The 26,260-nt window shown below is 64.5% G+C and carries 28 protein-coding genes and 1 pseudogene; 16 read left to right on the top strand and 13 right to left on the bottom strand.

Translation table 11 applies throughout. The features are described from left to right. Window positions 1-34: 34 nt before the first annotated feature. Window positions 35-1,237, bottom strand: coding sequence for an NAD(P)/FAD-dependent oxidoreductase (locus CAF78_RS12170; RefSeq protein WP_085675949.1), 1,203 nt, complete (start codon window positions 1,235-1,237; stop codon window positions 35-37). 270 nt (window positions 1,238-1,507) lie between these two features. On the opposite strand from CAF78_RS12170, the gene CAF78_RS12165 reads away from it, so the two are divergent. Further along, window positions 1,508-2,047, top strand: coding sequence for an Rrf2 family transcriptional regulator (locus tag CAF78_RS12165; protein WP_085675948.1), 540 nt, complete (start codon window positions 1,508-1,510; stop codon window positions 2,045-2,047). A 119-nt stretch (window positions 2,048-2,166) separates the two neighbouring features. Here CAF78_RS12165 and CAF78_RS12160 read toward each other — a convergent pair whose 3' ends face one another. Beyond that, window positions 2,167-3,072 (bottom strand): AraC family transcriptional regulator, encoded by a 906-nt coding sequence (locus tag CAF78_RS12160; RefSeq protein ID WP_085675947.1) that lies wholly within the window; start codon window positions 3,070-3,072, stop codon window positions 2,167-2,169. Between the two features lie 103 nt (window positions 3,073-3,175). On the opposite strand from CAF78_RS12160, the gene CAF78_RS12155 reads away from it, so the two are divergent. The 5 genes from CAF78_RS12155 to CAF78_RS12135 are packed head-to-tail and all read left to right on the top strand — an operon-like array spanning window position 3,176 to window position 7,615. Then, the gene (locus tag CAF78_RS12155) at window positions 3,176-3,736 is read left to right on the top strand and encodes a carboxymuconolactone decarboxylase family protein (protein WP_085675946.1); all 561 of its coding nucleotides are present in this window, start codon (window positions 3,176-3,178) and stop codon (window positions 3,734-3,736) included. 49 nt (window positions 3,737-3,785) lie between these two features. Beyond that, the gene (locus CAF78_RS12150) at window positions 3,786-4,850 is read left to right on the top strand and encodes an acyl-CoA dehydrogenase family protein (protein WP_085675945.1); all 1,065 of its coding nucleotides are present in this window, start codon (window positions 3,786-3,788) and stop codon (window positions 4,848-4,850) included. Then, complete coding sequence (locus CAF78_RS12145) at window positions 4,847-5,668, top strand: ABC transporter ATP-binding protein (RefSeq protein WP_085675944.1); 822 nt, start codon at window positions 4,847-4,849, stop codon at window positions 5,666-5,668. The genes CAF78_RS12150 and CAF78_RS12145 overlap by 4 nt, the downstream gene beginning before the upstream one ends. Further along, on the top strand, window positions 5,655-6,860 hold the full coding sequence (locus tag CAF78_RS12140) for an ABC transporter substrate-binding protein (protein ID WP_085675943.1): 1,206 nt from the start codon (window positions 5,655-5,657) through the stop codon (window positions 6,858-6,860). The genes CAF78_RS12145 and CAF78_RS12140 overlap by 14 nt, the downstream gene beginning before the upstream one ends. Next, window positions 6,860-7,615: an ABC transporter permease gene (locus CAF78_RS12135; RefSeq protein WP_085675942.1), complete on the top strand. Its 756-nt coding sequence runs from the start codon at window positions 6,860-6,862 to the stop codon at window positions 7,613-7,615. Before CAF78_RS12140 ends, CAF78_RS12135 begins: the two co-directional genes overlap by 1 nt. A 126-nt stretch (window positions 7,616-7,741) precedes the next feature. Here the strand turns inward: CAF78_RS12135 and CAF78_RS12130 are convergent, their stop codons facing one another. Together CAF78_RS12130 and argC are read right to left on the bottom strand one after the other, a co-directional pair. Further along, a complete protein-coding gene (locus tag CAF78_RS12130; RefSeq protein WP_085675941.1) occupies window positions 7,742-8,428 on the bottom strand; it encodes a GNAT family N-acetyltransferase in 687 nt (228 codons plus the stop codon). A gap of 73 nt (window positions 8,429-8,501) precedes the next feature. After that, a complete protein-coding gene (gene argC / locus CAF78_RS12125) occupies window positions 8,502-9,437 on the bottom strand; it encodes an N-acetyl-gamma-glutamyl-phosphate reductase (RefSeq protein WP_085675940.1) in 936 nt (311 codons plus the stop codon). Window positions 9,438-9,551: 114 nt separating this feature from the next. Between argC and CAF78_RS12120 the strand changes: the two genes are divergently transcribed. Further along, on the top strand, window positions 9,552-10,433 hold the full coding sequence (locus CAF78_RS12120) for a LysR family transcriptional regulator (protein WP_085675939.1): 882 nt from the start codon (window positions 9,552-9,554) through the stop codon (window positions 10,431-10,433). A 23-nt stretch (window positions 10,434-10,456) separates the two neighbouring features. Here CAF78_RS12120 and CAF78_RS12115 read toward each other — a convergent pair whose 3' ends face one another. Then, a complete protein-coding gene (locus CAF78_RS12115) occupies window positions 10,457-10,663 on the bottom strand; it encodes a 4-oxalocrotonate tautomerase family protein (protein ID WP_085675938.1) in 207 nt (68 codons plus the stop codon). 18 nt (window positions 10,664-10,681) lie between these two features. Beyond that, complete coding sequence (locus tag CAF78_RS12110; protein WP_085675937.1) at window positions 10,682-11,416, bottom strand: SDR family NAD(P)-dependent oxidoreductase; 735 nt, start codon at window positions 11,414-11,416, stop codon at window positions 10,682-10,684. Window positions 11,417-11,539: 123 nt separating this feature from the next. Between CAF78_RS12110 and CAF78_RS12105 the strand changes: the two genes are divergently transcribed. Together CAF78_RS12105 and CAF78_RS12100 are read left to right on the top strand one after the other, a co-directional pair. Next, the gene (locus CAF78_RS12105; RefSeq protein WP_085675936.1) at window positions 11,540-12,460 is read left to right on the top strand and encodes a LysR family transcriptional regulator; all 921 of its coding nucleotides are present in this window, start codon (window positions 11,540-11,542) and stop codon (window positions 12,458-12,460) included. A gap of 93 nt (window positions 12,461-12,553) precedes the next feature. Continuing rightward, the gene (locus CAF78_RS12100) at window positions 12,554-12,823 is read left to right on the top strand and encodes a hypothetical protein (protein ID WP_085675935.1); all 270 of its coding nucleotides are present in this window, start codon (window positions 12,554-12,556) and stop codon (window positions 12,821-12,823) included. A gap of 60 nt (window positions 12,824-12,883) precedes the next feature. Here CAF78_RS12100 and CAF78_RS12095 read toward each other — a convergent pair whose 3' ends face one another. After that, window positions 12,884-13,534: a TIGR04211 family SH3 domain-containing protein gene (locus tag CAF78_RS12095; protein ID WP_085675934.1), complete on the bottom strand. Its 651-nt coding sequence runs from the start codon at window positions 13,532-13,534 to the stop codon at window positions 12,884-12,886. 283 nt (window positions 13,535-13,817) lie between these two features. Between CAF78_RS12095 and CAF78_RS12090 the strand changes: the two genes are divergently transcribed. Further along, a complete protein-coding gene (locus CAF78_RS12090; protein ID WP_085675933.1) occupies window positions 13,818-15,161 on the top strand; it encodes an OprD family porin in 1,344 nt (447 codons plus the stop codon). Window positions 15,162-15,368: 207 nt separating this feature from the next. Here CAF78_RS12090 and CAF78_RS12085 read toward each other — a convergent pair whose 3' ends face one another. The 3 genes from CAF78_RS12085 to CAF78_RS12075 form a co-directional block, all read right to left on the bottom strand. Further along, on the bottom strand, window positions 15,369-16,103 hold the full coding sequence (locus CAF78_RS12085) for an RHS repeat-associated core domain-containing protein (RefSeq protein ID WP_256573887.1): 735 nt from the start codon (window positions 16,101-16,103) through the stop codon (window positions 15,369-15,371). A gap of 279 nt (window positions 16,104-16,382) precedes the next feature. Further along, window positions 16,383-17,720, bottom strand: coding sequence for a hypothetical protein (locus CAF78_RS12080; RefSeq protein WP_256573886.1), 1,338 nt, complete (start codon window positions 17,718-17,720; stop codon window positions 16,383-16,385). A gap of 132 nt (window positions 17,721-17,852) precedes the next feature. After that, the gene (locus CAF78_RS12075) at window positions 17,853-18,143 is read right to left on the bottom strand and encodes a hypothetical protein (protein WP_085675931.1); all 291 of its coding nucleotides are present in this window, start codon (window positions 18,141-18,143) and stop codon (window positions 17,853-17,855) included. 98 nt (window positions 18,144-18,241) lie between these two features. On the opposite strand from CAF78_RS12075, the gene CAF78_RS12070 reads away from it, so the two are divergent. Both CAF78_RS12070 and CAF78_RS12065 read left to right on the top strand, forming a co-directional pair. Beyond that, entirely contained in the window at window positions 18,242-18,556 is a 315-nt protein-coding gene (locus CAF78_RS12070) for a DUF2388 domain-containing protein (RefSeq protein ID WP_256573885.1), read from the top strand. Between the two features lie 43 nt (window positions 18,557-18,599). Next, complete coding sequence (locus CAF78_RS12065) at window positions 18,600-19,079, top strand: VOC family protein (protein WP_085675929.1); 480 nt, start codon at window positions 18,600-18,602, stop codon at window positions 19,077-19,079. Window positions 19,080-19,085: 6 nt separating this feature from the next. On the opposite strand, the gene CAF78_RS12060 is transcribed toward CAF78_RS12065, so the two are convergent. After that, window positions 19,086-20,078 (bottom strand): LysR family transcriptional regulator, encoded by a 993-nt coding sequence (locus CAF78_RS12060; protein WP_085675928.1) that lies wholly within the window; start codon window positions 20,076-20,078, stop codon window positions 19,086-19,088. Window positions 20,079-20,238: 160 nt separating this feature from the next. Between CAF78_RS12060 and CAF78_RS12055 the strand changes: the two genes are divergently transcribed. Beyond that, window positions 20,239-21,465 (top strand): aromatic ring-hydroxylating dioxygenase subunit alpha, encoded by a 1,227-nt coding sequence (locus CAF78_RS12055; protein ID WP_085675927.1) that lies wholly within the window; start codon window positions 20,239-20,241, stop codon window positions 21,463-21,465. 123 nt (window positions 21,466-21,588) lie between these two features. Further along, window positions 21,589-22,935 carry a dimethylsulfonioproprionate lyase DddP gene (gene dddP, locus CAF78_RS12050; protein WP_085675926.1) on the top strand — a complete coding sequence of 449 codons (1,347 nt, stop codon included), beginning with the start codon at window positions 21,589-21,591 and terminating at the stop codon, window positions 22,933-22,935. A gap of 44 nt (window positions 22,936-22,979) precedes the next feature. Here the strand turns inward: dddP and CAF78_RS12045 are convergent, their stop codons facing one another. Then, window positions 22,980-24,044: an AbrB family transcriptional regulator gene (locus tag CAF78_RS12045; protein ID WP_085675925.1), complete on the bottom strand. Its 1,065-nt coding sequence runs from the start codon at window positions 24,042-24,044 to the stop codon at window positions 22,980-22,982. A 124-nt stretch (window positions 24,045-24,168) separates the two neighbouring features. Between CAF78_RS12045 and CAF78_RS12040 the strand changes: the two genes are divergently transcribed. After that, a complete protein-coding gene (locus CAF78_RS12040; RefSeq protein ID WP_085675924.1) occupies window positions 24,169-25,071 on the top strand; it encodes a LysR family transcriptional regulator in 903 nt (300 codons plus the stop codon). Here CAF78_RS12040 and CAF78_RS12035 read toward each other — a convergent pair. Next, window positions 25,068-25,955, bottom strand: coding sequence for a LysR family transcriptional regulator (locus CAF78_RS12035; RefSeq protein ID WP_085675923.1), 888 nt, complete (start codon window positions 25,953-25,955; stop codon window positions 25,068-25,070). The two genes, CAF78_RS12040 and CAF78_RS12035, sit on opposite strands and share 4 nt — an antisense overlap. Before the next feature lie 134 nt (window positions 25,956-26,089). On the opposite strand from CAF78_RS12035, the pseudogene CAF78_RS12030 reads away from it, so the two are divergent. Beyond that, a pseudogene (locus CAF78_RS12030) lies at window positions 26,090-26,260 on the top strand (muconate cycloisomerase); the annotation flags it as partial.

Raw genomic sequence — 26,260 nt, 5'->3', positions numbered from 1 at the left:
GTCATTTGCTGACGGATCTGTCAGGATTTTGCGCTTAAACGATGGCGATCATCGGGTCGGCAGCGGCGAGCGCCTGGGCGCGGTCGGCCGCGGGCGGGTAGATCCACACCGAGTTGATCTGGCGCTTGAGGGCCTTGCCTTCCTCGCCCTGCAGCTTCAGTTCGCGCTCCCAGCCTTCGCTGTACGCTGCACCCCATTCGCCCAGGTCCAGGCAGGTGACGTACTTGGGCTGGCGATAGACCACCGGCGCCACGCCAAGCAGGTCGGCCATGGCATTGTTGCCCGAGTGGCGGCCCATCGGGATCGCGTGCTGGCAGGTCATCAGGGCGTGGTTGCCCACTTCGTCGACGGCAGCCCAGGCGGTGTCGCCGGTGGCGTAGATGTGGTCCTGGCCGATTACCTTGAGGTGGTCGTCAACCTTGAGCCGGCCGAAGTTGTCGCGTTCGCCGGCCACCTGGGCCGTCAGCGGGCTGGCCTTGACCCCGGCGGTCCAGATCACGGTCTTGCTGGCGATGTACTCGCCGTTGTCCAGGGTCACGCCACCGGCATCCACTGCCACCACCGAGGTGCCGGTCAGCCACTCGGCGCCGGCCTGTTCGCTGGCTGCAACGATCGATGGGGTGATACCCGCGCCCAGTGCCGCGCCGACGTGGGTGCCACGATCGATCACCAGCACCCGTACCGCAGCGTCGCTGCCGAGGATGGCACGCAGGCGGACCGGGATTTCAGTGGCGGTTTCGATACCGGTGAAGCCACCCCCACAGACCACCACGGTATTGCGTGCCGGCGAGGCTGGCTGGGCAGCCAGGCCGACCAGGTGCTGCTCGAGCTGCACGGCCGACTCCATCTGGTCGACATCGAAGGCGTGTTCAGCCAGCCCCGGGATTGCCGGGCGCGCCACCTGGCTGCCGGCGGCGAGGATCAGCCGGTCGTAGCCGATCTGCCGGGTTTCACCGTTGGCATCGGCGTAGCTGACGCTGCGGCGCTCGGCATCGATGGCTTCGGCATTACCGGCAATGAAGCGCACGCCGACCGCTTCGAACAGTTCACCCACCGGTGCCTTCAGGCTGTGCACGTCAGCTTCGTAGAAGCGCGGGCGGATGCGCAGCTCCGGTTGCGGGGCGAGCACGCTGATGCTCAGGTCGTCGCGCTGGGCCTGGTCGAGCAGGCGAGCGGCGCTCAGGGCGCTCCACACACCGGCAAAGCCGGCACCGATGATCAGGATGTTCGATTTCATGGAAGTGCTCCGCAAGGTTGAAGAGGGCTTCGAGGGCGTTGAGTGTGCTGCTCGAATAACTACGACTGTATTGATCGTAGTTTAAATCGGCAAGCTTTTTTTGCGAGTGGGCGCCCCGTCTCACCCGGCAAAAACCTCGAGAATGCCTGTGCGTAAGGGCTCTTGCGTGCAAGGTTGGGGCGGTAAATGGCGACGAGCGGCGCCAGTCAGCTTTGCGAAGCCTCAGCGAAAGGCGTACTATTTGCGACAATGTTGGTCGGAGATATGTGTATGTCGCTTTACAGCGCTGGCGTCGAATACGGCATCCATTGCCTGCTGTACCTCGTGGATGAGCGAGGGGATACCCGTGAGTCCAGTGTGCGCGACCTGGCGGAGCTGCAGGGCGTGCCCCAGGAGTACCTGGCCAAGGTCTTCACCAAGCTCGCCCGGGCCAGGCTGGTGGTAGCCACCGAAGGCGTGCGCGGTGGTTTTCGCCTGGCGCGGCCGTCGGACGAAATCACCGTGCTGGATATCGTCAACGCCATCGACGGGCCGAAGAAGATCTTCGATTGCCGCGAGATCCGCGAGCGCTGCACCTTGTTCGACGGTGCCGCGCCGGGCTGGGCGACCGAGGGCACCTGCGCGATTCACGCGGTGATGCTGGGGGCGCAGAAGCGCATGGAAGAGGCGTTGGCGCAGCAGACCATCCTTGACCTGGCGCGGCGCTTCGGGCGCAAGGCACCGGCCGAGTTCGGGCAGCAGGTCAATGACTGGATGTGTGAGCGGCGTGAGGGCAAAGGGGCAGGGGACATTCCGCTCAGCCAGGTCTGAATCCAGCGCCTGTACCGGCCTCTTCGCGGGCAAGCCCGCTCCCACAGTGTTCCTGCTAATTCAATGAGTTATGTGCAGTTCTGTGGGAGCGGGCTTGCCCGCGAAAGGGCCGCTACAGGTCAACGCCCTTCATGTTGACGACGATAGGCCCCGGGCTGCACCCCCATCGCCTTGGCAAACGCCCGAGTAAACGCCGCCACCGACTGGTACCCCGCCTGCACCCCCACCTGCTCCACGGTATTGCCCGCCTGCAGCAACCGGCAGGCATGGCGCATGCGCAGCGCCAGCAGCACCTGCCCCGGCGACTGCCCGGCCAGTTCGTTGAAGCGCTTGAAGAACGCCGAGCGCGACAACCCGGTGCAGGCTGCCATGCTTTCCAGCGTCCAGGCCTGCCCAGGTTGCTCGATCAGCTGCTCCAGCAGCCCGGCAAAGGCTGGCTGGCGGGCGAGCGCGACCAGGCCACCAAGCGACTGCCCGGCATGCACCTGCTGGCGCAGCACATACAGGAACAACAGGTGGGTCAGGCGCTCCAGCAGGGTTTGCGAGGGCGAGCCCTGGCACTCCTCCAGAATCAGCCCGAACAACGCCCGCGCCGCATGCCCGGCCGGTTCATCGGCACGCAGCACGATCCAGTCGGCCAGCCCCTCGACGATCAGCGCCGACAACCCCGCACGGAAGTCGAAAAACCCGCACACCAGGCCCACCCCATCGCCCGCCGTCGCATCCAGTGCCTGCATCTGCTGGCGTGGCTGGGCGCAGGCGGCAATCGGGTCCTGGTCGCTGGACAGCCGGTAGCCCAGGTCACGCAGCAGGAACACGGCGTCGCCGGCCGCCAGCCGCACGGCCTCGGCCTGGCCATCGATGTGCAACCAGCAATGCCCCTGCACCACCAGGTGAAAGCTGGCGCGGCCCATGCCCTGGGTGCTGGCATGCCAGCCGCCGCAGTAGCGGCCGACATGGAACAGGCTGGCGTCGAGTTCGAGGCTCTCTAATAACCAATCGACAAGATGGCTGGATGAAATCATCTAATGCAAAGACTCAGGAGCAAGGAAAGGCGACTGATGAATATGGAGGGTAATTCTTATAACCAACAGACTGTAGTGACACACAGCAAAAGGAGACCCCTCCATGACCTCGCGCATTACTCTACACACTCTGCAGAGCGCCCCGGAAGCGGCCCGCCCATTCCTCGAAAACGCCCAGAAGAACTCAGGCTTCATTCCCAACCTGCTGGGCGTGCTGGCCAATGCCCCGGCGGCGCTGGAAACCTACGTCACCGTCTCGGCCCTGAACGGCAAGGCCGAGCTGACCCTGGCCGAGCGTGAAGTGGTGCAACTGATTGCCGCCACCAACCACGGTTGCGACTTCTGCGTTGCCGGCCATACCGCCGTGGCCCTGAACAAGGCCAGACTGCCCGCCGAGGTGGTCGAAGCCCTGCGTGCCCGTGGCGAACTGCCGGATGCCCGCTACGAGACCCTGGCCGAATTCGCCCGCGAAGTGATTGCAACCCGTGGCAATGTCAGCGACGCCACCTACCAGGCTTTCCGTGCAGCCGGTTTCACCGAGGGCAACGCCCTGGAAGTGATTCTCGGCGTGAGCCTCGCAACCCTGTGCAACTTTGCTAATGTGTTCGCCCAGACGCCGCTCAACGACGAGCTGAGCAAGTACCGCTGGCAGCCAACCGCGTAACGTTACGCCTGGCGCTGGTGGCGCCTGCGATTTCAAAAGGAGTAGGGACATGCTTGATGCTGCATTTCGTCAATGGCTGGATGCCAATGCCGAGGCAATCGACCAGGGCCAGTGCGACCCGCAACAGGTGCTGGCGCACATCGCCGAATCGCAGCTGCTGCGCATCGGTGTCGACCCGGCGCTGGGCGGCAACGGTGGCGCGGTCACCCATGCGGTCGAAGCCATCGCCGCCATCGCCAGCCGCTCACTGGCCGCCGCCTTTGTCTGCTGGGGCCAGCGCGCGTTCATCGAATACCTGCTGCAAAGCCCCAACCAGGCCCTGCGCGAACGCCTGCTGCCGGGCCTGCTGACCGGCGAACTGGCCGGTGCCACCGGTTTGTCCAATGCCATGAAGTTCCTCTCCGGGATCGAGGCGTTGCAGGTACGTGGCCGCCCCGACGCGGCGGGCTGGACCCTGGAAGGCCGCCTGCACTGGGTGACCAACCTGCGCAAGAGCGGGTTCGTGGTGGCGGCGGCCATCGAGGACGACGCCGGTGGCTCGCCCTTCGTGCTGGCCATCCCTTCCGGCAGCCACGGCCTGGAGCGCTCTGACGACCTGCAGTTGATGGGCCTGCAATCGAGCAATACCGCAGCGCTGGCGTTCCACCAGGTCGAGCTGAGCCGCGACTGGCTGCTGCACGAAAATGCCCGCGAGTTCCTGCCCAAGGTGCGCCCGGCGTTTCTGGCCTTGCAGTGTGGCATGGCCATCGGCCTGGCACGGCGTTCGCTGCACGAAGTGCATGAGCACCTGCACGGGCGCCTGTCGTTCCTCGAGGAGCACCGCCAGGTCCTCAAGGAGCGCCTTGAGAACACGGTGGCCGAACTCAAGCAGGGCCTGCTCGAAGGGCGCTTCCTGGGCCAGCCGGCAACACTGTTCAAGCTGCGCATCACCCTCGCCGAGTGCGCAGCCGACGCGGTGCAACTGGAGTTGCAGGCCAGCGGCGGCAAGGCGTACCTGGACGAGTTCGGTGCCGGCTTCGCCCGCCGCTGGCGCGAGTCGGCGTTCGTGCCGATCGTCACCCCAAGCCTGGTGCAGCTGCGCGCCGAGCTGCATCGCCAGGCCGCCAGCGCATGAGCCAAGCGTTGCTCGAAGCCCGCGATATCAGCCTGGGCTACCCGCGCGAGGGCGGCTGGCAGGAAGTGCTGGCGCGCTTCGACCTGCAACTGGCGCCAGGGGAGGTGGTGACCATCCTTGGCCCCAGTGGCGTCGGCAAGTCCAGCCTGCTGCGGGTGCTGGCCGGCCTGCAGCAGCCGCGCGGCGGCAGCGTGGCCCTGCACGGCGAGCCGCTGCAAGGCCCGCACCCGCGGCTGGCGGTGGCCTTCCAGGACCCGAGCCTGCTGCCCTGGCTGAGCCTGGAAAAGAACGTCGCCTTCGGCCTGGATTTCGCCCGCCAGCCCAAGCTGGCGGCGGCCGAGCGCCGCGCACGCATCGACCACGCCATCAGCGCGGTGGGCCTGGCCCATGCGCGCAACCAGTACCCGGCGCAGCTGTCGGGCGGCATGGCCCAGCGCACCGCGCTGGCCCGCTGCCTGGCGCGCCAGCCTGAAGTGCTGTTGCTCGACGAACCCTTCGGTGCGCTCGACGAAGTGACCCGTGCCGACATGCAGCAACTGCTGCTGCAGCTGATCGCCACCCACAACACCGCAGCCGTGCTGATTACCCACGATATCGACGAAGCCTTGTTGCTGTCCGACCGGGTGCTGCTACTGGGCGACCACCCGGCGCACATCCTCGGCCAATGGCCCATCGACTTGCCGCAACCGCGCGCGCAGCGGGTCGAAGAGCTGGGCGCGCTGCGTATCGACATCCTCAAGACCCTTCGGCGGGCCAGCCGCACCGCTGCACCTTCCCCTACCTCGTTGCCTTCGGAGCCTGCACATGTGCATGGATGACTGCTGTTCCTCCACCTCGCGTCGTGATTTCCTCAAGCTCAGCGCCATGCTCACCGCCGCCGGCGCCGTGCCGCTGCTGTCCAGCCTGCAGGCCCGTGCCGCCGCCGAACCCGACGCGCCGGTACGTATCGGCTACCTGCCGATCACCGACGCCACGCCGCTGCTGGTGGCGCACAACAACGGCCTGTTCGAGGCCGAAGGCATCAAGGCCGAGCGCCCGGTGCTGCTGCGCAGCTGGGCGCAGGTGATCGAGGCGTTCATCTCTGGCCAGGTCAACGTCATCCACCTGCTGTCGCCAATGACCGTGTGGGCGCGGTATGGCAGCAAGGTGCCGGCCAAGGTGGTGGCCTGGAACCATGTGGGCGGCTCGGGCCTGACCGTGGCGCCGGACATCACCGACATGAAGCAGCTGGGTGGCAAGACCGTGGCCATCCCGTTCTGGTACTCGATCCACAACGTGGTGCTGCAGCAGATGCTCAACGACAACGGCCTGACCCCGGTGTCGAAACCCGCCAATGCCCAGCTGGCGGCCAACGAAGTCAACCTGCTGGTGCTGCCGCCGTCGGACATGCCACCGGCCCTGGCCAGCAAGCGCATCGCCGGCTACATCGTCGCCGAACCGTTCAACGCCCTGGCCGAGAACCTCAAGGTTGGCCGCGTGCAGCGCTTCACCGGCGATGTCTGGCGCAACCACGCCTGCTGCGTGGTGTTCATGCACGAACACGACCTGAACAACCGCCCGGAATGGTCACAGAAGGTGGTCAACGCCATCGTCAAGGCCCAGCAATGGACCCGCGACCACCGCGCCGAAGCGGCGGCGCTGCTGTCCAAGGCCGGCCCGAACAAGTACACCCCCCATGAGCCTGCGGTGCTGACCAAGGTGCTGGCACCGGCCGCCGAAGACCGTGCCGGCTACATTGCCAGTGGCGCGATTCAGCATCAGCAGTGGGACGAAAAGCGCATCGACTTCCAGCCATACCCGTACCCGAGCTACACCGAGGAGCTGGTCAAGCGCCTGAAAAGCACCCTGATCGAAGGCGAAAGTGGCTTCCTCGCCGGCCTGGACCCGGCGCAGACCGCGCGCGACCTGGTCGACGACCGCTTCGTGCGCAACGCCATCGCCGCAGTCGGCGGCCCGTCGGTGTTCGGCATTGCCGAGAACTTCCAGCGTAGCGAGGAGTTCGCAGTCTGATGCGCAAGCATGTCGTACATGCCGGCCTGGGCCTGGCCGGCCTGCTGGGGTTGTTGTTGCTGTGGTGGGCGGGGGTGCGGCTGTTCGGCGAGGCCGATGGCCTGTCGGCGCGCTTCTCGCCCCAGGCGACCCTGGCCAGCCTGGTCGAGCTGCTTGGCCAGGGCGAGGTCTACGGGCATGTCTGGGTCAGCCTCAAGCGCATCCTGGTCGGCTTGCTGCTGGCGCTGCTGATCGGCGTGCCGCTGGGGCTGCTGGTCGGCAGCTACCGGCATCTGGAGGCGGCAACCACACCGGCGTTCCAGTTCCTGCGGATGATCTCGCCGCTGTCGTGGATGCCGGTGGTGGTGATGCTGATGGGCGTGGGTGACCAGCCGATCTACTTCCTGCTGGCCTTCGCTGCCTTGTGGCCGATCCTGCTCAACACTGCAGCCGGCGTGCGCCAGCTTGACCCGCGCTGGCTGCAGCTGAGCCGCAGCCTCAGTGCCACGCGCTGGGAGACCCTGTGCAAGGTGATCATCCCCGGGGTGATCGGCCATGTGCTGACCGGGGTGCGCCTGGCCATCGGCATCCTGTGGATCGTGCTGGTGCCGTGCGAGATGCTGGGGGTGAGTGCGGGGCTGGGCTATTTCATTCTCGATACCCGTGATCGCCTGGCTTATTCGGAACTGATGGCGATGGTGCTGCTGATCGGCGTGCTGGGCTTCATGCTTGACGCCTTGGCACGCGGGCTGCACCGGCGCTGGGTGCATGCCTGACTGGCCAGTCTGGCCTCTTCGCGGGCATGTCGGGGCGCCGAACCGCCGCTCCCACAGGTACTGCACAGGCCTGGAAATTTGTGCCGTCCCTGTGGGAGCGGGCTTGCCCGCGAATAGGCCCTCGAATCAGTGCACTGACTTGCGCTCCCGCACACAGGCCTTCGCCTGGGCGGTCAACTCATCCAGCCACTCATCCCGCTGCTGCTCGGCATCGACCATCGCATCTTCCCCCTGCTGATTGAGCAGGTAGGTGTGAATCTGCAGCACCTCGGCGGTCTGGTAGATCGGCGCAATGTCCAGCCGGCCGATCAGCGCGCCACTGGCCTGGCCGGTACTGCTCATCAGCACCTGCGGCCCGCTGGCGGCGACCACCTGCATGCCCATGTTTTCGAACCAGGGCACCTGGTTGGCAAAGGCATTCAGCTCGACGCTGGCATAGCGCGCCTGCGCGTCAGCCAGCAGCGCGCGGGCAATGCCCTGGCGGCGGTGGCTGGGCACCACCGCAAGAAACGCCAGGGCGCATGCCTGGGGGTTGTCCTGGGCGGGCAAGGTCAGGGCGAAGCCGAGCAACTGGTCCGGCGCGTCGGCATCCAGGGCCAGGGTCAGCTGCACGGCCAGGCCACGGGTGCCGTCCATGGCTTGCAGGTACTGGTGCACCTCCATGCCGACACCGTACTGGTACAGCGGGTACAGCGGGTTTTCGGCACGGATGGCGACGCTGCTCAGTGCGCCGACGTTATGGATCACCAGCTCGCGGATCTGGTTCTGGAAGGACTCGGGCGGCACGCTGTCGAGGCGGCTCAGGATGAACATCGGTGGACGGGCTCCGGCTGCGGTTGGCTCACCCCGCGCCGGGTTGGCGCGGGGTGCACAGTCTAAACCCTTTTTAGCCACGCATCGCGGCGAGCATCAGGTCGAGGTTCTGCACCGCCGCGCCCGAGGCACCCTTGCCGAGGTTGTCGAACACCGCCGTCAGCACCACCTGACCGTGCTCGGGGTTGGCGTACAGCGCCAGGCGCAGGTCGTTGCTGTCGTTCAGCGCCTCAGGGTCCAGTGGCGTGGCCGGGCCTTGCTGGTGCAGGGGCATCACCTGCACATGGCGGGCGCCCTGGTAGTGCTGTTCCAGGCAAGCTTGCAATTGTTCGGCATTGGGTTGGCCGGGCAGCAGGCGCAGTTGCAGCGGGATGCTCAGGACGATGCCCTGGCGATAGGCCGCGTAACCCGGCAGAAACATCGGCCGGGCCGACAACCCGGCGTGCAGCTGGATTTCCGGCACGTGCTTGTGCGCCAGTTCCAGGCCATACAGCTGCAAGGTCGGGGTGTGTTCAGCGCCTGGCGTCTCGTGCCGCTCGACGGCCGCGCGACCACCACCGGAGTAGCCGGAGATGGCGTAGATGCTCAGCGGGTAGTCGGCCGGCAGCAGGCCGGCCTTGACCAGCGGGCGCAGCAGGGCGATGGCGCCGGTGGGGTAGCAGCCAGGGTTGCTGACCCGCTTGGCCTGGGCGATATGCTCGGCTTGCTGCCCGTCCAGTTCCGGCAGGCCATAGACCCAGCCCGGCGTGGTGCGGTGCGCGGAACTGGCGTCGATCACCCGCACGGCCGGGTTTTCGATGGCCGCCACGGCTTCGCGGGCAGCGTCGTCGGGCAGGCACAGCAGGGCGATGTCGGCGCTGTTGATGGCATCGCTGCGCCGCTGCGGGTCCTTGCGCTCGGTTTCTGGCAGGGTCAGCAGGTGCAGGTCGTTGCGCCCGTGCAGGCGGGCATGGATCTGCAAGCCGGTGGTGCCTTGGTCGCCGTCGATGAAGACAACTGGGGTGTGCATGGTCGGGGTCCGGTCAGGGGAGGGGATGGCCTATGCTCGCCTGTGGCCTTGCGAAAGAAAATTTGAATATCATGATGCTGACATTCAGTTTTGATGAATCAAGGATCGCTCCCCATGCGCGAAATCAGCCTCGATCGCCTGCGCACCCTGGTGGTGATCGCCGACCTGGGTTCCTTTGCCGAAGCCGCCCGCCAGCTCAACCTCGCGCCGCCCACCATCAGCCTGCACGTGGCCGAGCTGGAGGCACGGGTCGGTGCGCCGCTGCTGACCCGCAACCGCAACCAGGTGCGCCCCACGGCCATCGGCGAGACCTTGCTGGCCCGCGCTCGGCGGCTGCTGGCCGACGCCGACCTGGCCCTGGACGAAGTGCGCCGCCAGGTCGAAGGCCTGACCGGGCGGGTGCGCCTGGGCGCCTCCACCGGTGCCATTGCCCATCTGCTGCCCAAGGCCCTGGAGCATCTGCGGGTGGCGCACCCGGGTATCGACGTGCAGGTTCAGGTGCTGACCTCCCAGGCTTCCCTGGCGCGTTTGCGCGAAGGCAGCCTGGACATCGGCCTGGTGGCGCTGCCGCAGGTGGCCGGCAAGGGCGTCAGGCTCACGCCCTGGCGGCGCGACCCGATCCTGGCGTATGTGCCGGCCGAGTGGCAGCCGCCAGCCAAGGTCACCCCGGCCTGGCTGGGGCAGCGGGCGTTGATCCTCAATGACAGCAGTACCCAGCTGTCGCGGGTGACGGGTGAATGGTTCGCGGCGGCAGGCCTGTATCCCGAACCGCGGATCGAGCTGAACTACAACGATGCGATCAAGAGCCTGGTAGGCGCCGGCTATGGCGCGACCTTGCTGCCGCAGGAAGGCGAGGCCGCCGAGCTGGACCGGCGGATTGCGCGCCGGCCGCTGCGGCCGGGGTTGTGGCGGCAGCTGGGGATTGCCTGTCGGGAAGGGGAAGTGGAGCGGGCCACGGGGTTTGTACTGGAGGCGCTGGAGCGGTTGCGGCAGTAGGGGCTGCGCAGCAACCGCAGGGGTCAGCCCCGCTCGCGCAGGCGAACCGCCGTCACGGTTTCGCCGCCCACCCCCCAGTTATCCGTGGGTATTTCCTCGATCACCACGAAGGTACTGGCCGGCGGCTTGCCCAGCACCTGTTCCAGCAGTTGCGTGGTGCCCTCGATCAGCTGGCGCTTGTGTGCCTGGGTCACCCCTTCATCGGTTACCCGGATATGGACGTAAGGCATGGCGGTTTGCTCCTCTGCTCAGTGCCAGGTGCCGGCGGTGCTACCACCGTCCACGGGCAGAATGACGCCGCTGACGTAGCGCGCACCGGTCAGGTACAGCACGGCATCCACCGCATCCTGCGGCTTGCCGGTACGACCGCTCGGTGAAAGCTCGCCAAGGCTCTGGGCATGGCCATTGTGCAGCGGGGTATCGATGATCCCGGGCGCCACCGCATTGACTTGCACGCCGCTGGCGGCGAGCTCCAGGGCCAGGCCCTTGACTGCCTGATTCAGCCCGCCCTTGACCAGCACCGGCAACAGCGCCGGCACGCGGGTATCGGGCTGCAGGGCGATGGAGGCGGTGATGGCGATGATGTGTCCGTGGCCTTGTTCAGCCATGATCTTTGCCGCTGCCTGCGACGGATAGAAAAAGCCCTTGAGGTTGGTGCCGACCAGTGCGTCGACGTCTGCTTCGCTGTACTCGGTGAAGGGCTTGGGGATGAAGATTCCGGCATTGTTGACCAGGATGTCGACGCCGCCGAAGGTCCCCTGGGCCGTGGCGATCAGGCGCTGGGCAGTCTTGGCTTCAGCGATGTCACCGGCCACGCCGACGAAGCGTGGTGAATGGCCGAGGCGGGCGGCAGCCTGGTCCAGGCGTGCCTGGCTGCGGGCATTGCCGACCACATTGTCGCCGCGTTCGAGGAAGGCCTCGGCGAGGGCAAAGCCCAGGCCGCTGGAGGCCCCGGTGATGATGACGGTTCTTGGCTTGCTCATGTTTGCGTTCTCCGGAAGTGAGCCTTTGGCTCGTGGTGGAAGCCACTGTATGGCGCAACGCCTGCTTGAAAAATGAGCTGAATGGCATTTCAATCGATACACCGTGTAATCAATCGAGCCGCCATGACCCGCCATTTCGACGACTTGCAACTGGGCAGCCTGGAGCTGTTCTGCCTGGCAGCCGATACCGGCAGCTTCACCGCTGCGGCAACCGAAGCCGGTGTTACCCCGGCAGCGGTGAGCCGCAGCGTGGCCCGCCTGGAAGAGCGCCTGGGCGTGCGCCTGTTCGTGCGGACCACGCGGCAGATGCGCCTGTCCGACGCTGGCCAGGCCTACTACCAGCAATGTCGCCAGGCGCTCGGGCAACTGATCGAGGCGGAGCGCCAGGTCACGGGTGGCCAGGCCGCGCCAAGTGGCCGCCTGCGTATCAGTGCGCCCACACCCTATGCGCATCACCGCTTGCTGCCGTTGCTGCCGGCATTCCGTCAGCGCTACCCCCAGGTGCAGGTAGATGTGCACGTCAGCAATCGCAACGTCGACTTCGCCGAGGAGCACTTCGACCTCGCCATCCGTGGCCGAGAACCCGGCGATTCACGACTGGTGGCTCGACGCCTGGAAAATGCCGAGTTGGTGGTGGTGGCGGCACCGGGCTACCTGGCGCGCAGGGGCACGCCGCAGGTGCCGCAGGATCTGGCCGGGCATGAGTGCATCCAGTTCGAGCTGGCCAGCACTGGCCGCCGTCCACCCTGGCGTTTCCGCGTCGAAGGCCAAGAAGTTGAAATGGAGACTCAAGGAGGCTTCACCTGCCTGGGAGACTTCCTGGCGACCGCGACGCTGGTGCGCCATGGGGGTGGCCTGATGCAGGCCTATCGCTTCACCGTGCAGGACGCACTGGCGCGCGGCGAACTGGTCGAGGTACTGGGCGAATACGGCGGCACCTCGCGCCCCTTCATGCTGATTTACCCCCAGGCTCGGCACATGCCACTGCGGGTGCGGGCGTTCATCGACTTCCTGTTTGCCGAGGGCGCTCGACCGCTAAGCTGAACCGACACAGCCGCCGCATCGCCGACTATGCTTCTCCCTGCGTCGAGCCAAATGTCTCTCGATGACCATTCCGATTACCCAGGAGAACGCGACATGAAATACGTGACACTGCTGGTGGCTGCTTGCCTGGTGAGTTTTGGTGTTCAGGCTGCTGATGAGGCCAAGACCAATTGCGATGCGAAGATCAAGGAGCTGGAAACCGACCACAAAGCCAGTGGCCAGGCCATGCACGGCGGTATGGCGCATGATTTCAAAGTGAAATGGGAACAAGCCAAGAAGGCTCGGGATGCGGGAGATTGGGCCGGGTGTCAATCTGCTGCCGATCAGGCCAAAACTATCTATAACAAGGCGCGCAGCCGATAGCGCCCTTTTCATGCGGGCCTCTGCGCTGTTGAATCTGCGAAGAGGCCCGCATGTCCGTCATCAGAACCAGCGGTCGTTCTTCTTCCGTCCGCGGGTAAGCGCCGGCAGGATCAGTCCCATCAGCAGCCCCGCACCGGCGATGCTGCCGCCGTACACCATGTAGCGCATCATCACCTGCTTGTTCTCGTCGCCCAGGCGTGCCTGGGTGTCGCGCAGGCTCGACTGGCTCTGGTCGAGCTGTTCGTTGAGCGCCTGGTTGCGTGCCTGCAGTTCATCGATGAGTTTCTTGCGCGCGTCGAGGGTTTCCTGCATGCCCTGCACGCGGTTCTTCCAGCTGTCATCGATGGTCTTGAGCTGCCCGGACAGCTCCGCCACCTGTGCGTCGAGTTGCGGCAGGCGCTCGTTCTGGCCCGGCACCGACTGCAGGTCGCTGGTGAGGATCCACACCAGGTCGCCGTTCTGGCCACGCACCTGGCTGTAGTTGCCCTGGCTGCCGATCAGGGTGAGTTTCTGCCCGGACTTGAGCGTGCCGACGATGCGGTGGCCATCGGTCGGGCCACTGCGCACGTAGGTGCTCAGGCTGTCGCTGACCCAGCGCGCATCGCTGGCCGGCTCTTCGGCATGCGCGGGGACGGCTAGAGCCACCAGGGCGGCGAGCAGGCTGCCGCGCAGGGCAGGGAGGGCAAGGGAGGCTGGGCGGGATTCAGGCATGTTGGGTCTTCGCTGCAACAGGGAAAATAGGCCCGGTAACTGTAGATCAGCGACGGGGCCGGCGAACCGGTCGGTGAATTGACCGTCAGGGACAGACCGCATTTTTGTAAGCAGGTTCACTGCTGAATGTAGGAATTGCCGACAGAATGTTGCAAAAGCCAAGCTAGAGCCGCTGCGCGTGCATGACACGATTGTAATACGCCGATCACCTTGGCGTTATCCACCAGGCCCCACTCTCCGACTCCGCCGACACAACAATAATCGTCACCCCAAGGAGCCTCGGATGACCCGAACCGCCCCCCTGTCCCTGGCGGCATGCCTGGCGCTGTCTGGCGGCAGCGCACTGGCCAGCGCCGCCGAACAAACCGCCGAAGGTTTTGTCGAGGGCAGCACGCTCAACATGCTCAACCGCAATTTCTACTTCAACCGCGACAACCGGGACGGGCCCGCCCCGGTGCAGAGCAGTACCCGCCCCGCGAGCAATGGCTATTCCGAGGCCTGGGCGCACGCCATCATCACCCGCTTCGAGTCCGGCTTCACCCAGGGCACGGTGGGTTTCGGCCTGGACGCCTTCGCCATGCTCGGCCTCAAGCTGGACACCGGCGCTGGGCGCAACGGCGGGCGCAGCTCGTTCGACGTGCTGCCGGTGGACCACGACGGCCAGGCGCGTGATGAATACACCAAGCTGGGCGGGGCCGCCAAGGTGCGACTGTTCGATACCGTGCTCAAGGTGGGCGATGTGTTCCCGGCCAACCCGGTGGTGGCTGCGGGCGATTCGCGCCTGTTGCCGGAGAGCTTTCGCGGCGTGACCGTGGAGAACACCAGCCTCAAGGACCTGACCCTGCAGGCCGGTCGCCTGCACGCGATGAGCCAGCCGGTTTCCAGCGACATGCGCGAGAATTTCGTGACCTTCTACGGCGGCCCGGTGGATTCGCCGTGGATCGCCTACGGCGGTGGCGACTATGACCTCAACGAGCACGTGCGTGTCAGCCTGTTCAGCAGCCGGCTCAAGGATGTATGGAACCAGTACTACGCCGGTACCAGTGCCAGCTGGCCGCTGAGCGATGACCTCGCCCTGATCGGTGGCTTCAACTACTACAAGGCCGTCGATGAAGGCCAGCAGCGCCTGGGCGCGTTCGACAACGACATCTGGAGTGCGAAAGTCGGTGTGCGCTTGGGCGCACATACCGTAGCGCTGAGCCACCAGCGCAACAACGGCGACGACGATTTCGACTACCTGCGCCAGTCCGACTCGATCTTCCTCGACAACTCCATCCAGTACAGCGACTTCAACTCGCCCAAGGAGCGCTCGTGGATGCTGCGCTATGACCTGGACATGGCAGCCTACGGGGTGCCGGGGCTGTCGTTCATGACCCGTTACGGCAAAGGCGCCGACGCTGACTACGCCAACGCCAACGCCTTCTACATGCGCCGGGACGCAGACGGCAACCCGTTGACTGACCAGCAGCGCTGGGAGCGCGACATCGAGGTCAGGTATGTGGTGCAAAGTGGCGTGGCCAAGGACCTGTCATTGCGCGTGCGCCAGGCAACCACGCGGGCCACGGCGTTCGAGTCGGACCTGGACGAAGTGCGGCTGATCGTCGAATACCCGCTGTCGGTGCTGTGAATTCACCTTTGCAAGCGTTCACGCTCCTTTGGTAAGCGGTGGATGGTTTGGCGCCCCGCTCGGGGCGCGTATTTTGTCGTTTCCAGTCCTTTACACTGCACTGCATGCACATGCTCAGTGGGTGTGACTTGCATGGGTGGTTAGCGCTTGGCTTCATCTGTACCGAGCTGAGAAGCGCTTTTTTGCAGGCTAAGTAACTCATATGAGTCAATTTAACTGATTCAGGCGCTCAAGCCTGGCTTCCAGATTGCTGCGTATTTCAGAGACCTTGGAATCGTACGATTGCTGTGACCTTCTTTCTTTTTTCAACGTGCGTTCGTTGGTTTTAGCGAGGCGGGCCTGAACACTTCTTGCCAATCTAGTCGTCCTGCTTTTCAGAATGTTCAGTTGACGGTAGTCGGCGACAAGAAGCCCGGCCTCAGGTACTGGCTGTGAGCGGTGGTGTTGGAGATGCTCCAGTGCATTGCTAGTTGCTAAGCGAAAAATCTCAGTCTGGAATTCGGGGTGCTGTTTGATCTGCTCGTTGAATAAGGGTGTCGGGGTGTTGCGAACAGCAACTCTCAATTGCTCTTTCGAGATGCGTGGCGGTATCTTAAGTATGGCTCCTCGGAATGATCCGCTGGGGTCGTTGTAATTAATGGGGTCGCCACTACAGTAGGCGTAAGTGTTAATGCCACCTTTTTCAAATGGGCTTAATGAGTCTGGTGAGTTGAATCTCATGTGCGCGGAGTTGTAGAATCTGCGACCTGAGCCTAAAATATAAAATTTGCTGACAGGGTCCATGTGTTCAGCATTGAGGCCTATAAGATAGACGTTTATTGAATAGCCCCAGGCAGTATATGTTAGTTGCGTACACTGCTGTGTGTGGCGGTAGCCTAAGATAGTGTCGGTAGAATCCGAGAATATAAGTTTGCTGCTTCGCTTATTGTCTATATTGCTCATGATTATCTGCTTTGTTTTTAATGGCATAACCATTGTGATGCTCATAGTGCCTGTTTTTATGTTGGCTGGGCGCTAGGCTCCTGTCTGCCTCAGGCTTTCGTACGCATAGCAAGTTTGACAGTGTATTAAATGCCTGAATTTGTCACCTAACAAAAATGCTAGGTAAAACCGATCCACTCGCGTGGAGTTTTCCTTGTTGGTAAATAGCTAATCTGAGCAAGCGCCTAGCCAAACTCCAAAGCAGGATTTACCCCACACGAGATCAGGTGCAAGCGCAGGCTAGGTCGACACCAAGGTCCTGGCCAGGCAGTCCTTGCAATTGACGATGGTTTCCCGAGGCCCGGCCTTTACGTGTACCAGGCCCGACCCGCACTTGGCGCAGAACAGCGTGCAACCCTTGCTGTCCGCATGCCCTGGCAGTTCTGCGATGTAGTCGCTGACCTTGCGGCACAGGCCGTGATCATGCTGTTGCAACAGCACGTCGAACAGCGCGTGGCTGAAGCCTGAGCGCGGGGCATGGATGTCGTAGCTCGATACCGTGAACTGCCACTGCTCGCGGACGGCGCGTTCGCTCAGCGACAGCATGCTCCCGGGAATGGTGTTGGCGGCATGGAGTTTGTTGACTTGGGCGCGAGCGACGAATGACAGCGCCCCACGGACGGCAGTGTTGGCCAGTGACCAGATATGCCGCACGGGGTGCGCGTCGAGCAGTTGCGCTGCAACTTCCGTGGCTTTCTTCCTGGCCTCGAAGGGCAGGCCGTGTTCCGCGCTCCGGCTGGCAATGTAGGCGCAGACTTCTTCGTTGCACAGCTGCGTGATGGCCGCGACCAGTTCGTCATGCCACTGCGGCTGCGGGCCATTGGACAGCGCCGTGTGCAGCACGCGATACAAGGGGCCGACGCTGGCCCGCTGCGGCTCTTCCAGGCTGACATTGGCGACCCAGCGGACCTTGTTCTGCCAGGCCTTCGGCGTAGGGTCGTCGCTGAAGGCATCCAGCGGCGAATCGGGGTCGACCAGCAGAATCTGATCGTCGTGCAGTGCCAGCAAGATGGCCGAATCCATACTCGGCGAAGGGCTGAGGCGGGCGTCTGCGATGGTTTTCTCCGCCGCCTGGATGCAATCCCCTTGCGCATCCATGCGCGTTTCGAGCATGGCCAGCAACTGCAACTGGCGGGTGATCGACAGCGTGTGCAACGGCACAGGCTGGCGCTTTGCCAATGACCAGTGCTCGTTGATGCGTTGGCGCTGTTCGATGGCCTTTGCCTGCCTGGCCCGTTCACGCACGGCCACGCAGGGCAGGCAGGTGCAATTGCGTTGCCATCGGTTGCGCCCCGGGAAGTAATGGCGATGGGCGCAGTTCGGGCAGTAGGCCAGGTTGTCGTTCCAGCTGTTGGCCGAGCGGCTTTTGCGCCGCTCGTACAGGCTGACTTCGCAATACGGGCACTCGAGTTCGGCGCAAGGTACCGGTGGGAACGCCTTGATCAGGCTGCTGGGGGCGATGTCGATGGCGTAGCGTTCGAGCAGCAAGGCAATTTTCTCACCGCCGATGTATTCGCTGTATAACGCCTCGATCTGCTCGGCGCTGAGGTGCTGCAACTTTGATTTGAAATCCGACAAACCTGTATCTCCCTGCGAAAAGTCGCTTGTGAGGTTTGTCAAGCATGATGCAGTGCCTGGGAATAGGTGGGTTGTAGGATATTTCTCCTAGGCTAGTAGGGCGCTTCTGAACGTTGCCTTGGTCCGTGACGGTCATCCCGGGTGACGGTGTGTCCGCCGCCCGGGGGCCTCGCCGAGATCGTCGGGCACGCCGGTGCTCAGTTCGTCGGGCAACGGCAGCATGGGTGCTGCCTCCCGGGCCCAGAGCACATTGCGCTTGAATTCGAGCCTGAACCTGAAACGTTGGCCCATGACCGGCGTGCAAGCATGATCCAGCAGGTCCTTGCCCAGCAGCAGCGCGCAGCAGTGGTTTTCGCAGAGAATGCAGCCAAAGTCCTTGTCGGCGCTGAACCAGGCAACCCGGCCGTGGGTGATGCTTTCCATGGGGCAGATCCAATGTCGCGCGCCCTTGCGCGTCATGCGCATGGTCGTCGAACGGGCTGCTGTGCAAAACTGGCATTTTTATCAGGTAGGCCTGCCACGTGAAGCGAACCGGTTTATCGAGCACCCTGGTCCTGCTGTGTTGCAGTCAGGCGTGGGCCATGGATGGCAAGGGCAGTGTGACCGACCATTTCACGATCGGCAGCAGCCTGGGCACGGCGGCGCTCAGCGCGTCCACCAGCCACCCGCGCAGCAGCCATGAAGCCGCTCGGGACGATGCCCTGGCGTACGTCGCGACCAACGGTCGCTTGTGTGGGCCGCGCCTGCAGCAGGCGCTGCGCGACTACCGCCAGGCGCATCCACACTCGGCGGCAAGCGACGCTGCGTTGGCCGCAGCCATCGCCAGCCAGGGCTGAGGGGCTAGACTCAAGGCTTTCCGTTCTCCCAGGGAGCCCAGCCATGACTGCCAAGAACACGATCTGCCTGTGGTTCGACAAGGATGCCGAAGAAGCGGCGAATTTCTATGCCCGGACCTTCCCCGACAGCCACGTAGTGGCGGTGCACCTGGCCCCCGGCGACTACCCCTCGGGCAAGGCCGGGGACGTGATCACCGTCGAGTTCACTGTCATGGGCATCCCCTGCGTGGGGCTCAATGGCGGCACCGCGTTCAAGCATAGCGAGGCGTTTTCGTTCCAGGTCTGTACCGAGGACCAGGCCGAGACCGACCGCCTGTGGCAGGCCATCGTGGGTAATGGCGGTGCCGAAAGTGTCTGCGGCTGGTGCAAGGACAAATGGGGCATCTCGTGGCAGATCACCCCGCGCGTTCTGCTCGACGCCATCGCCAGCCCCGACAAGGCCGCGGCCCAGCGAGCCTTCGCGGCGATGATGGGGATGGGCAAGATCGACGTGGCGGCAATCGAGGCGGCATTGCGAGGGTAGCGCCGGTCAGCCCGGTGGCAACGCGTCGGCCTCTTCATGCAGTGACCAGTCGAACTGCTCGACCAGCCAGTCGCGCAACTTGCAGCAGCTGGCATCCCGGCTCTTGGCTTCGCTGAGGCTGAGGTAGTGGCGGGTATCGCGGTGCACCAGGGTGTCGCTCACCGGCCGTACCAGCAGGCCCTGTTCCACCAGCGGCGCGACCAGGTAATGCCAGCCCAGGGCCACGCCCTGATGGTTCTGCGCCAGCTGCATCAGCAGGCTGTAGTCGTTGGCGTTGAACAGTTGCGGTGCATCCGCGTCACGCCGGTCCAGGTCGATGTCCTGATAGGCGAACCAGACTTTCCAGTCCACGTGTTCGGCCACCTGCGAGCGGCCGAACGGGCTGAGGTTGAGCAGGGCGGTATTGCGCAGGCCATCCAGGGTCTGGATCGCCGGGTGCTGCGCCAGGTATTGCGGTGTGCACACCGGGTAGATCACGTCACAGACCAGGGGCTGGCTGAAGTAGCCCTGGCCGCTCTTGGCCATCTTGCAGATGATGATGTCCGGGTTGACCCCGTTCTCGAGGGTCAGGAAGTTCTGCGTCGTGACGATGTTCAGGTCGATCTCGGGGTAGGCGGCGAACAACGCCGGTAGCTTCGGCCCCAGCCAGAAGTTGGCGAACGCCGGTGTGCAACACAGGGTGACGCGCTGCTTGGGTGAGTCACTGTGGCGGATGCGTTCGGCCGCCTGGGCGATGTTGGTGAACGACAGTTGCACCGCGTCGTAGAAGATCGAACCGGCCGGCGTCAATTCGACCGCACGCCCGGCGCGGTTGAACAGTTCGGCCCCCAGGTGCTCCTCGAGGTCGCGAATCTGCCGGCTGATGGCCGCCTGGGTCACGCACAGCGCTTCGGCCGCACGGGTGAAGTTCTGGTAGCGGGCGGCGGCGACGAATGCCTTGACTGCGCGCAGCGAGGGCATCTTGATCAAGGTCTGATCGGGTTCGGTGTGCTTGACCATACGTTTTGGTAATCAATTGGCCCCAGAAAATGTCGATTCTTTGCCGCAAAACACTGGCAATAGACTGTGATCAGGCAGCAGCGATGACGCTTTGTTATTCGTTTCAGAGACTAACCGAACCCATCCCTGCATTGAAGTCCCTCGCCGGAGAACAACAAGAATGCAGCACACCGATGTATTGGACCTGATCAGGCAACGTAAACCTCAACATGGCTTGCCGGGTGCAGCCTACAGCGATGCGCAGGTGTACCGGCAGGACCTGGAGCAGATCTGGCACCGCGAATGGATCTTTGCCGGGCATACCTTCGAACTGGAAAAGCCCGGCCAGTACATCACCTTGCAGGTTGGCGATTATCCGGTGGCCGTGGTACGCGGTGGCGATGGCCAGGTCCGCGCGTTCCACAATGCCTGCCGGCACCGCGGCTCCAAGGTGTGCACCGAGGCCAAGGGCAAGGTTGCCAAGCTGGTCTGCCCCTACCACAAGTGGACCTTCGAGCTCGATGGGCGCCTGCTGTTCGCCGGCAACATGGGCCCCGACTTCAACACCGCCGAGCACGGCCTGATGCCGGCCCACTGCGAAGTGGTGCACAGCTACATCTACGTGTGCGTGGCCGAGGTCGCGCCAGACTTCGAGGCGTTTCGCAGCGCCGTGTCGCCCTTCATCGGCCCGCACTACCTGGAAGACTGCAAGGTCGCCTTCGAAGCCAACCTGGTGGAGCAGGGCAACTGGAAGCTGGTGTTCGAGAACAACCGCGAGTGCTACCACTGTGACGGTACCCACCCCGAGCTGCTCAACTCGTTCGTCGAGAACGTGTCGGTGCAGGGCATTGGCGGCGAGGAAGACCCGGAGCTGGCTACCCACTGGAACGTCTGCGAGGCCAACGGCATGGCCAGCCGCCTGGTCATGGACCCTGGCGGGCAGTACCGCATGACCCGCATCCCGCTCAACAATGGCGCCAGCAGCTACACCATGGACGGCAAGCCAGCCGTGGCCCGCCGCCTGGACCGCAGCGGCGTGGACAATATCGGCGCGTTGCTCTACTTCAACTACCCCTCGACCTGGAACCATTTTCTTGGCGACCACGCCCTGAGCTTCCGCGTGTTGCCGCAAGGGCCGGGGCAGACTCTGGTGACCACCAAATGGCTGGTGCCCAAGGATGCCCAGGAAGGCGTGGACTACGACCTTGAGCGCCTGACCAAGGTGTGGATGGCGACCAATGACCAGGATCGCCGCCTGGTGGAAGGCACCCAGGTGGGTGTGACTTCGCCGGCCTATCAGCCGGGCCCCTATTCAGGCTTGGTGGAGAACGGCGTCTGCCAGTTCGTGGACTGGTACTGCGAGCTGATGACCCGGCGCTTGAGCGACGTTTCAACCCGCATCGCATGACCCCACGGGCCAGCGCCGCTTTCGGGCATTGTCCTGTCGACTTTGTAGGCGCTGGCTGGCCAGCAATCGCAGATCATCAATACCGCAGTTTCCACATAACAAGACCAGGGAAAACCGCAAGCCATGATGACATCGCCGTTCTCGATCCCCGCCCAAGCCCGTCGCATCGACCCGTCCCGCCAGCGCGCCGCTGCGCTCAAGGCCGATGGTTCGGTCGACGACAACGACCGCACCGAAATCGGCCCGACGCCGCTGGCCTTCGCCGAATGGGCCAGCCTCGGCCTGCAGGCACCGCACCTGCCGAGCATGCGCGCGTACCGCCTGCAACGCATCCGTGAACAGCTGATCGCCCGTGACCTGGGCGGCATCCTGCTGTTCGACCCGCTGAATATCCGCTACGCCACCGACACCACCAACATGCAGCTGTGGACCACCCACAACCCGGCCCGCGCCTGTTTCGTCGCCGCCAGCGGCCATGTGGTGTTGTGGGACTTCCACGGCTGCGACCACCTTTCTGCGCACTTGCCGCTGGTCAGCGAGCTGCGCAGCGGTGCGTCGTTCTTCTATTTCGAGACCGGTGAGCGCACCGAGGAACATGCCAGGCGGTTCTGCGCCCAGGTCGACGAACTGCTGCGCACCCATGCCGGCAACAACCGCCGCCTGGCCGTGGACCGCATCGAGGTCGCCGGCCTGCGCGCCCTCGATGCGCTGGGCGTGCAGGTGCACAACGGCCAGGAAGTCAGCGAGTTCGCCCGCCTGATCAAGGGGCCGGACGAAATCCTTGCCATGCGCTGCGCGGTCGCGTCCTGCGAAGCCTCGATCGCCGAGATGCGCCAGGCGATGCGCGCCGGTGCCACCGAGAACGATGTCTGGGCCGCGCTGCATGCGGGCAACATTCGCCGGGGTGGCGAGTGGATCGAGACCCGCATCCTCAGCTCCGGCCCGCGCACCAACCCGTGGTACCAGGAGTCTGGCCCGCGGGTGCTCAGCGATGGCGACCTGCTGTCGTTCGACACCGACCTGATCGGCGTGTACGGCTTCTGCGTGGACATGTCGCGCAGCTGGATCTGCGGTGATGTGGCGCCCACTGCCGAGCAGAAGCGCCTGTACCGCATTGCCCACGAGCACATCCATTTCAACGCGGAAATGGTCAAGCCTGGCGTGCGCTTCACCGAGCTCACCCGCAATGGCCACCGCCTGCCGGAAAGCTGCCGTGCGCAGCGTTATGGGGTGATGTTCCATGGGGTGGGCTTGTGTGATGAGTACCCCAGCATTCGCTATCCGGAAGACCTCAAGTCTTATGGCTATGAAGGTGAGCTGCAGCCGGGCATGGCGCTGTGTGTCGAGGCCTATGTCGGTGAGGTGGGAGGGCGTGACGGGATCAAGCTGGAGAACCAGTTGCTGGTGACCGAGAACGGGTACGAACTGCTGACCCATTACCCGTTCGAAGACAGCTTCCTGCGTGACTGAAAGCCGCTGCCTCTTTGCAGGCTTGCCCGCGAAGAGGCTCGCAATCAGGCCTGGGTCAGGCGGATGATCTGCCGCGCACAGAAGGCCCCGGTCAGAATCACCCCGAACAACCGCAACGTCTGCATCGCCAGCACCAACCCGACATCGGCATGGGTTTCCACCGCGATGATCGCCATGGCATCCAGCCCCCCCGGGCTGGTGGCCAGGTACATCGACAGAAAGTCCGTGCCCATCGCCAGCGCCAGCACATAGGCGCAAGCAGCGCACAGCACGATCAACGCCACCGCCCCGGCAATCATGGTCGGCAGGCGTTTCCACACATAACCCACGGTCTGCCGGTCGAAGCGCAGGCCGATGTAGCAGCCGATGGCGCCGTAGGCAACGGCCAGCAACGGCTCGGGCAAGCGGATGGTCAGCAGCCCGCTCAGTTGCAGGGCACCGCCGAGCAGCAGCGGTGTCAGCAAGGCACCGGCAGGCAGGCGGCTGCCGAGGGTGATCCCCACCAGCACCACGCCAAGGCTGAGCAGGCTGTCGAGCAGGTGCGGGCCGTCCAGCACCGCTGGCGCATTGGCCACCGCACCAGCACCCGGCGTGGCGCCGAGCAGGTGGCTGACCAGCGAGCCGATCATCACCACGCACACCACCCGCACATATTGCATGGTCGCCACCACGCGGCCGTCGGCGCCATTTTCCTCGGCCATCGACACCATCGCCGAAGCCGCCCCTGGCGCCGTGCCCCAGGCCGCGGTGCTGCCGGGTATGCCACCGAAGCGTACGGTGCCGAGGCCGACCAGGGCGCTGAGCAGCACCGTGATGAAGGTGGCGACCAGCATCAGGTGCCAGGACTGGGCCATCGACACCAGCACCGCCCAGGTCACCGAGTGGGCCACCAGTAGCCCGACGCAGCCTTGACCGAAGCGAAATACCTGGCGGTGCAGGTGCAGTTGTGCGCCTGCGACGCCAAAGGCGATGGCCACCAGCATGGGGCCGAGGAACAACCCGGCCGGTACGGCCAGGGCATGCAGCAGCTGGCCGAAGGCACCGGCGCAGATCAGCAGGGCGAGCCATTGGAAGAGGGTTCTGGAAAAGCCGGGTAGGGCGGTCTGCAACGTGGATACTCCTTGCGCAGCGGTAACGCGGGGCTGGCAGCGCCAGCGGAGAAAATTATCGACGGCGCAATCGATCAAGTCTATTTTCTACTTTTGATGAATCCATAACTGAAATTCATGAATCATGGACCTGCGTGACCTCACTTATTTCGAAACCATCGCCGAACTGGGCCACCTGGGCCGGGCGGCAGAAAAGCTCAACCGCAGCCAGCCGGCGCTGAGCAAGAGCATCCAGCGCCTGGAAGAATCACTGGGTACCCGGTTGTTCCAGCGCGATGGCCGGCGGATCAAGCTCACCGATGTCGGCAAGCTGCTGCTGGCGCGGGGCAAGCAACTGCAGCTGAACATCGCCGAGACCGAGCGCGAGGTGCGCGACTTCGCCAGCGGGCTGGTCGGCAACATCCGCCTGGGCTGCGCGGCGAGCATGGCCGATCACCTGCTGCCGCACCTGACCGCAGCCTTGCTGGAGCGGGCACCGGAAGTGACCTTGAAACTGTCCATTGCCCAGGACGATGTGCTCAAGGAATCCCTGCGCGGCGGGCGGCTGGATGTGATCATTTCACCGCAGATCGCCATGGACCCTGAGTTCACCACCTATCCCATCCTTGAAGACGAAGCGATCGTGGTGGCCAGCGCCGAGCACCCGATCTTCGCCGGCCCCATCAGCCTGCAGAGCCTGTGCCAGTACCGCTGGGTGCTGGCCGGGCCGACGGTGACCGCCCGGCGCTGGATCGACAATGTGTTCATCGCCCACCAGTTGCCGGCGCCGCAGGTGCAGATCGAGACCAATGCCATCTCGTTGCTGCCCCGTCTGATTGCGCGTACCCAGCTGCTCAGCTTCGCCGCCCGGGAAACCCTCGAACATGGGTTGGGCATGTCCTGGCTGCGCGAAGTACCGCTCAAGCAGACCACCATGCGCCGCACCGTGGCCGTGTCGGTGCGCACCGACGGCTACCTGTCGCCGGCGGCAGGGGCGCTGGTGGCGCTGCTCAAGGAAAAGGGCAGCAGCTTTTTCGAACGTGACTAGGCCACAGGCTCACTCACGGCCTGCTGGGCGATCAGCGCCAGGCAACGCTGCACGATCGGGCTGCTGTCGCCCTTGCGCCGGCTGAGAATGATCGGGCTGACCGCGCTGCGGTCGAGCAGGCTGGCGTACTCGATATCGGTGCGGTGCTGCTGTTGCACCGACTCTGGCACCAGGGTCACGCCCAGCCCCACGGCGACCAGGCCGATGGCGGTCTGCAGTTCGTTGGCCCACTGGCTGACCTTGAGGCTCATGCCGTGGTGGGCGAACAGCGCGAGGATGTGGTCGGCGTAGCTCGGCCTGGGGTTGGCGGGGTAGAGGATGAACGCTTCCCTGGCCAGCTGCTCGAGGGCCAGCGGGGCACCGGCCAAGGCGTGGCCCTTGGGCAGCACGGCCACCAGCGGGTCTTCGCGCAGCACCTGTTGCTGGATCGCCGGGTCGTCGATGCGGATGCGGCCGAAGGCGATGTCGATGCGCCCGCTTTTCAGCGCCTCCACCTGCTGCAGGGTGGTCATCTCGCTCAGGCCCAGTTCCAGTTCGCTGTCCTTGCGCAGCTCACGGATCAGCTCCGGCAGCACCGTGTACAAGGTCGACGGGGCGAAGCCGATGCCCAGCCACTGGCGCTGGCCCTGGCCGATGCGCCGGGTGTTGTCGCTGATGTTCTCCAGCTGCTGCAGCAGGGTGCAGGTCTGCTCGTAGAAGAAGCGCCCGGCCTCGGTCAGGCGTAGCGGGCGTTCGCGCAGCACCAGCATGGTCCCGAGCTGTTCTTCGAGCTGGCTGATCTGCCGGCTCAGCGGCGGCTGGGCGATGTGCAGCAGCTCGGCGGCGCGGGTGAAGTTCAGGGTTTCGGCCAGGACCTTGAAGTAGCGAAGGTGGCGCAGCTCCATCAGACCTCCTGGGTATGGTGGGAGATTCATTTGATATTGGACGGCCCTCAGGGTCTCGCGCAATGCTTGAATAATCAAGTAAATGTAGTGTCGGGTTCGCAGCCTGCAGCCTGATTTGACGAGACCTTGGAACCATGACAAACGCCCTGATCGAGCGCATCGACGCAATCATCGTCGACCTGCCGACCATCCGCCCGCACAAGCTTGCGATGCACACGATGCAGCAGCAAACCCTGGTGGTGCTGCGCCTGCGCTGCAGCGACGGCGTCGAAGGCATCGGCGAGGCCACCACCATTGGCGGCCTG

This window comes from Pseudomonas sp. R28(2017) (assembly GCF_002112505.1).
GTDB lineage: Bacteria > Pseudomonadota > Gammaproteobacteria > Pseudomonadales > Pseudomonadaceae > Aquipseudomonas.
This window is presented reverse-complemented; position numbering and strand designations above follow the sequence as displayed.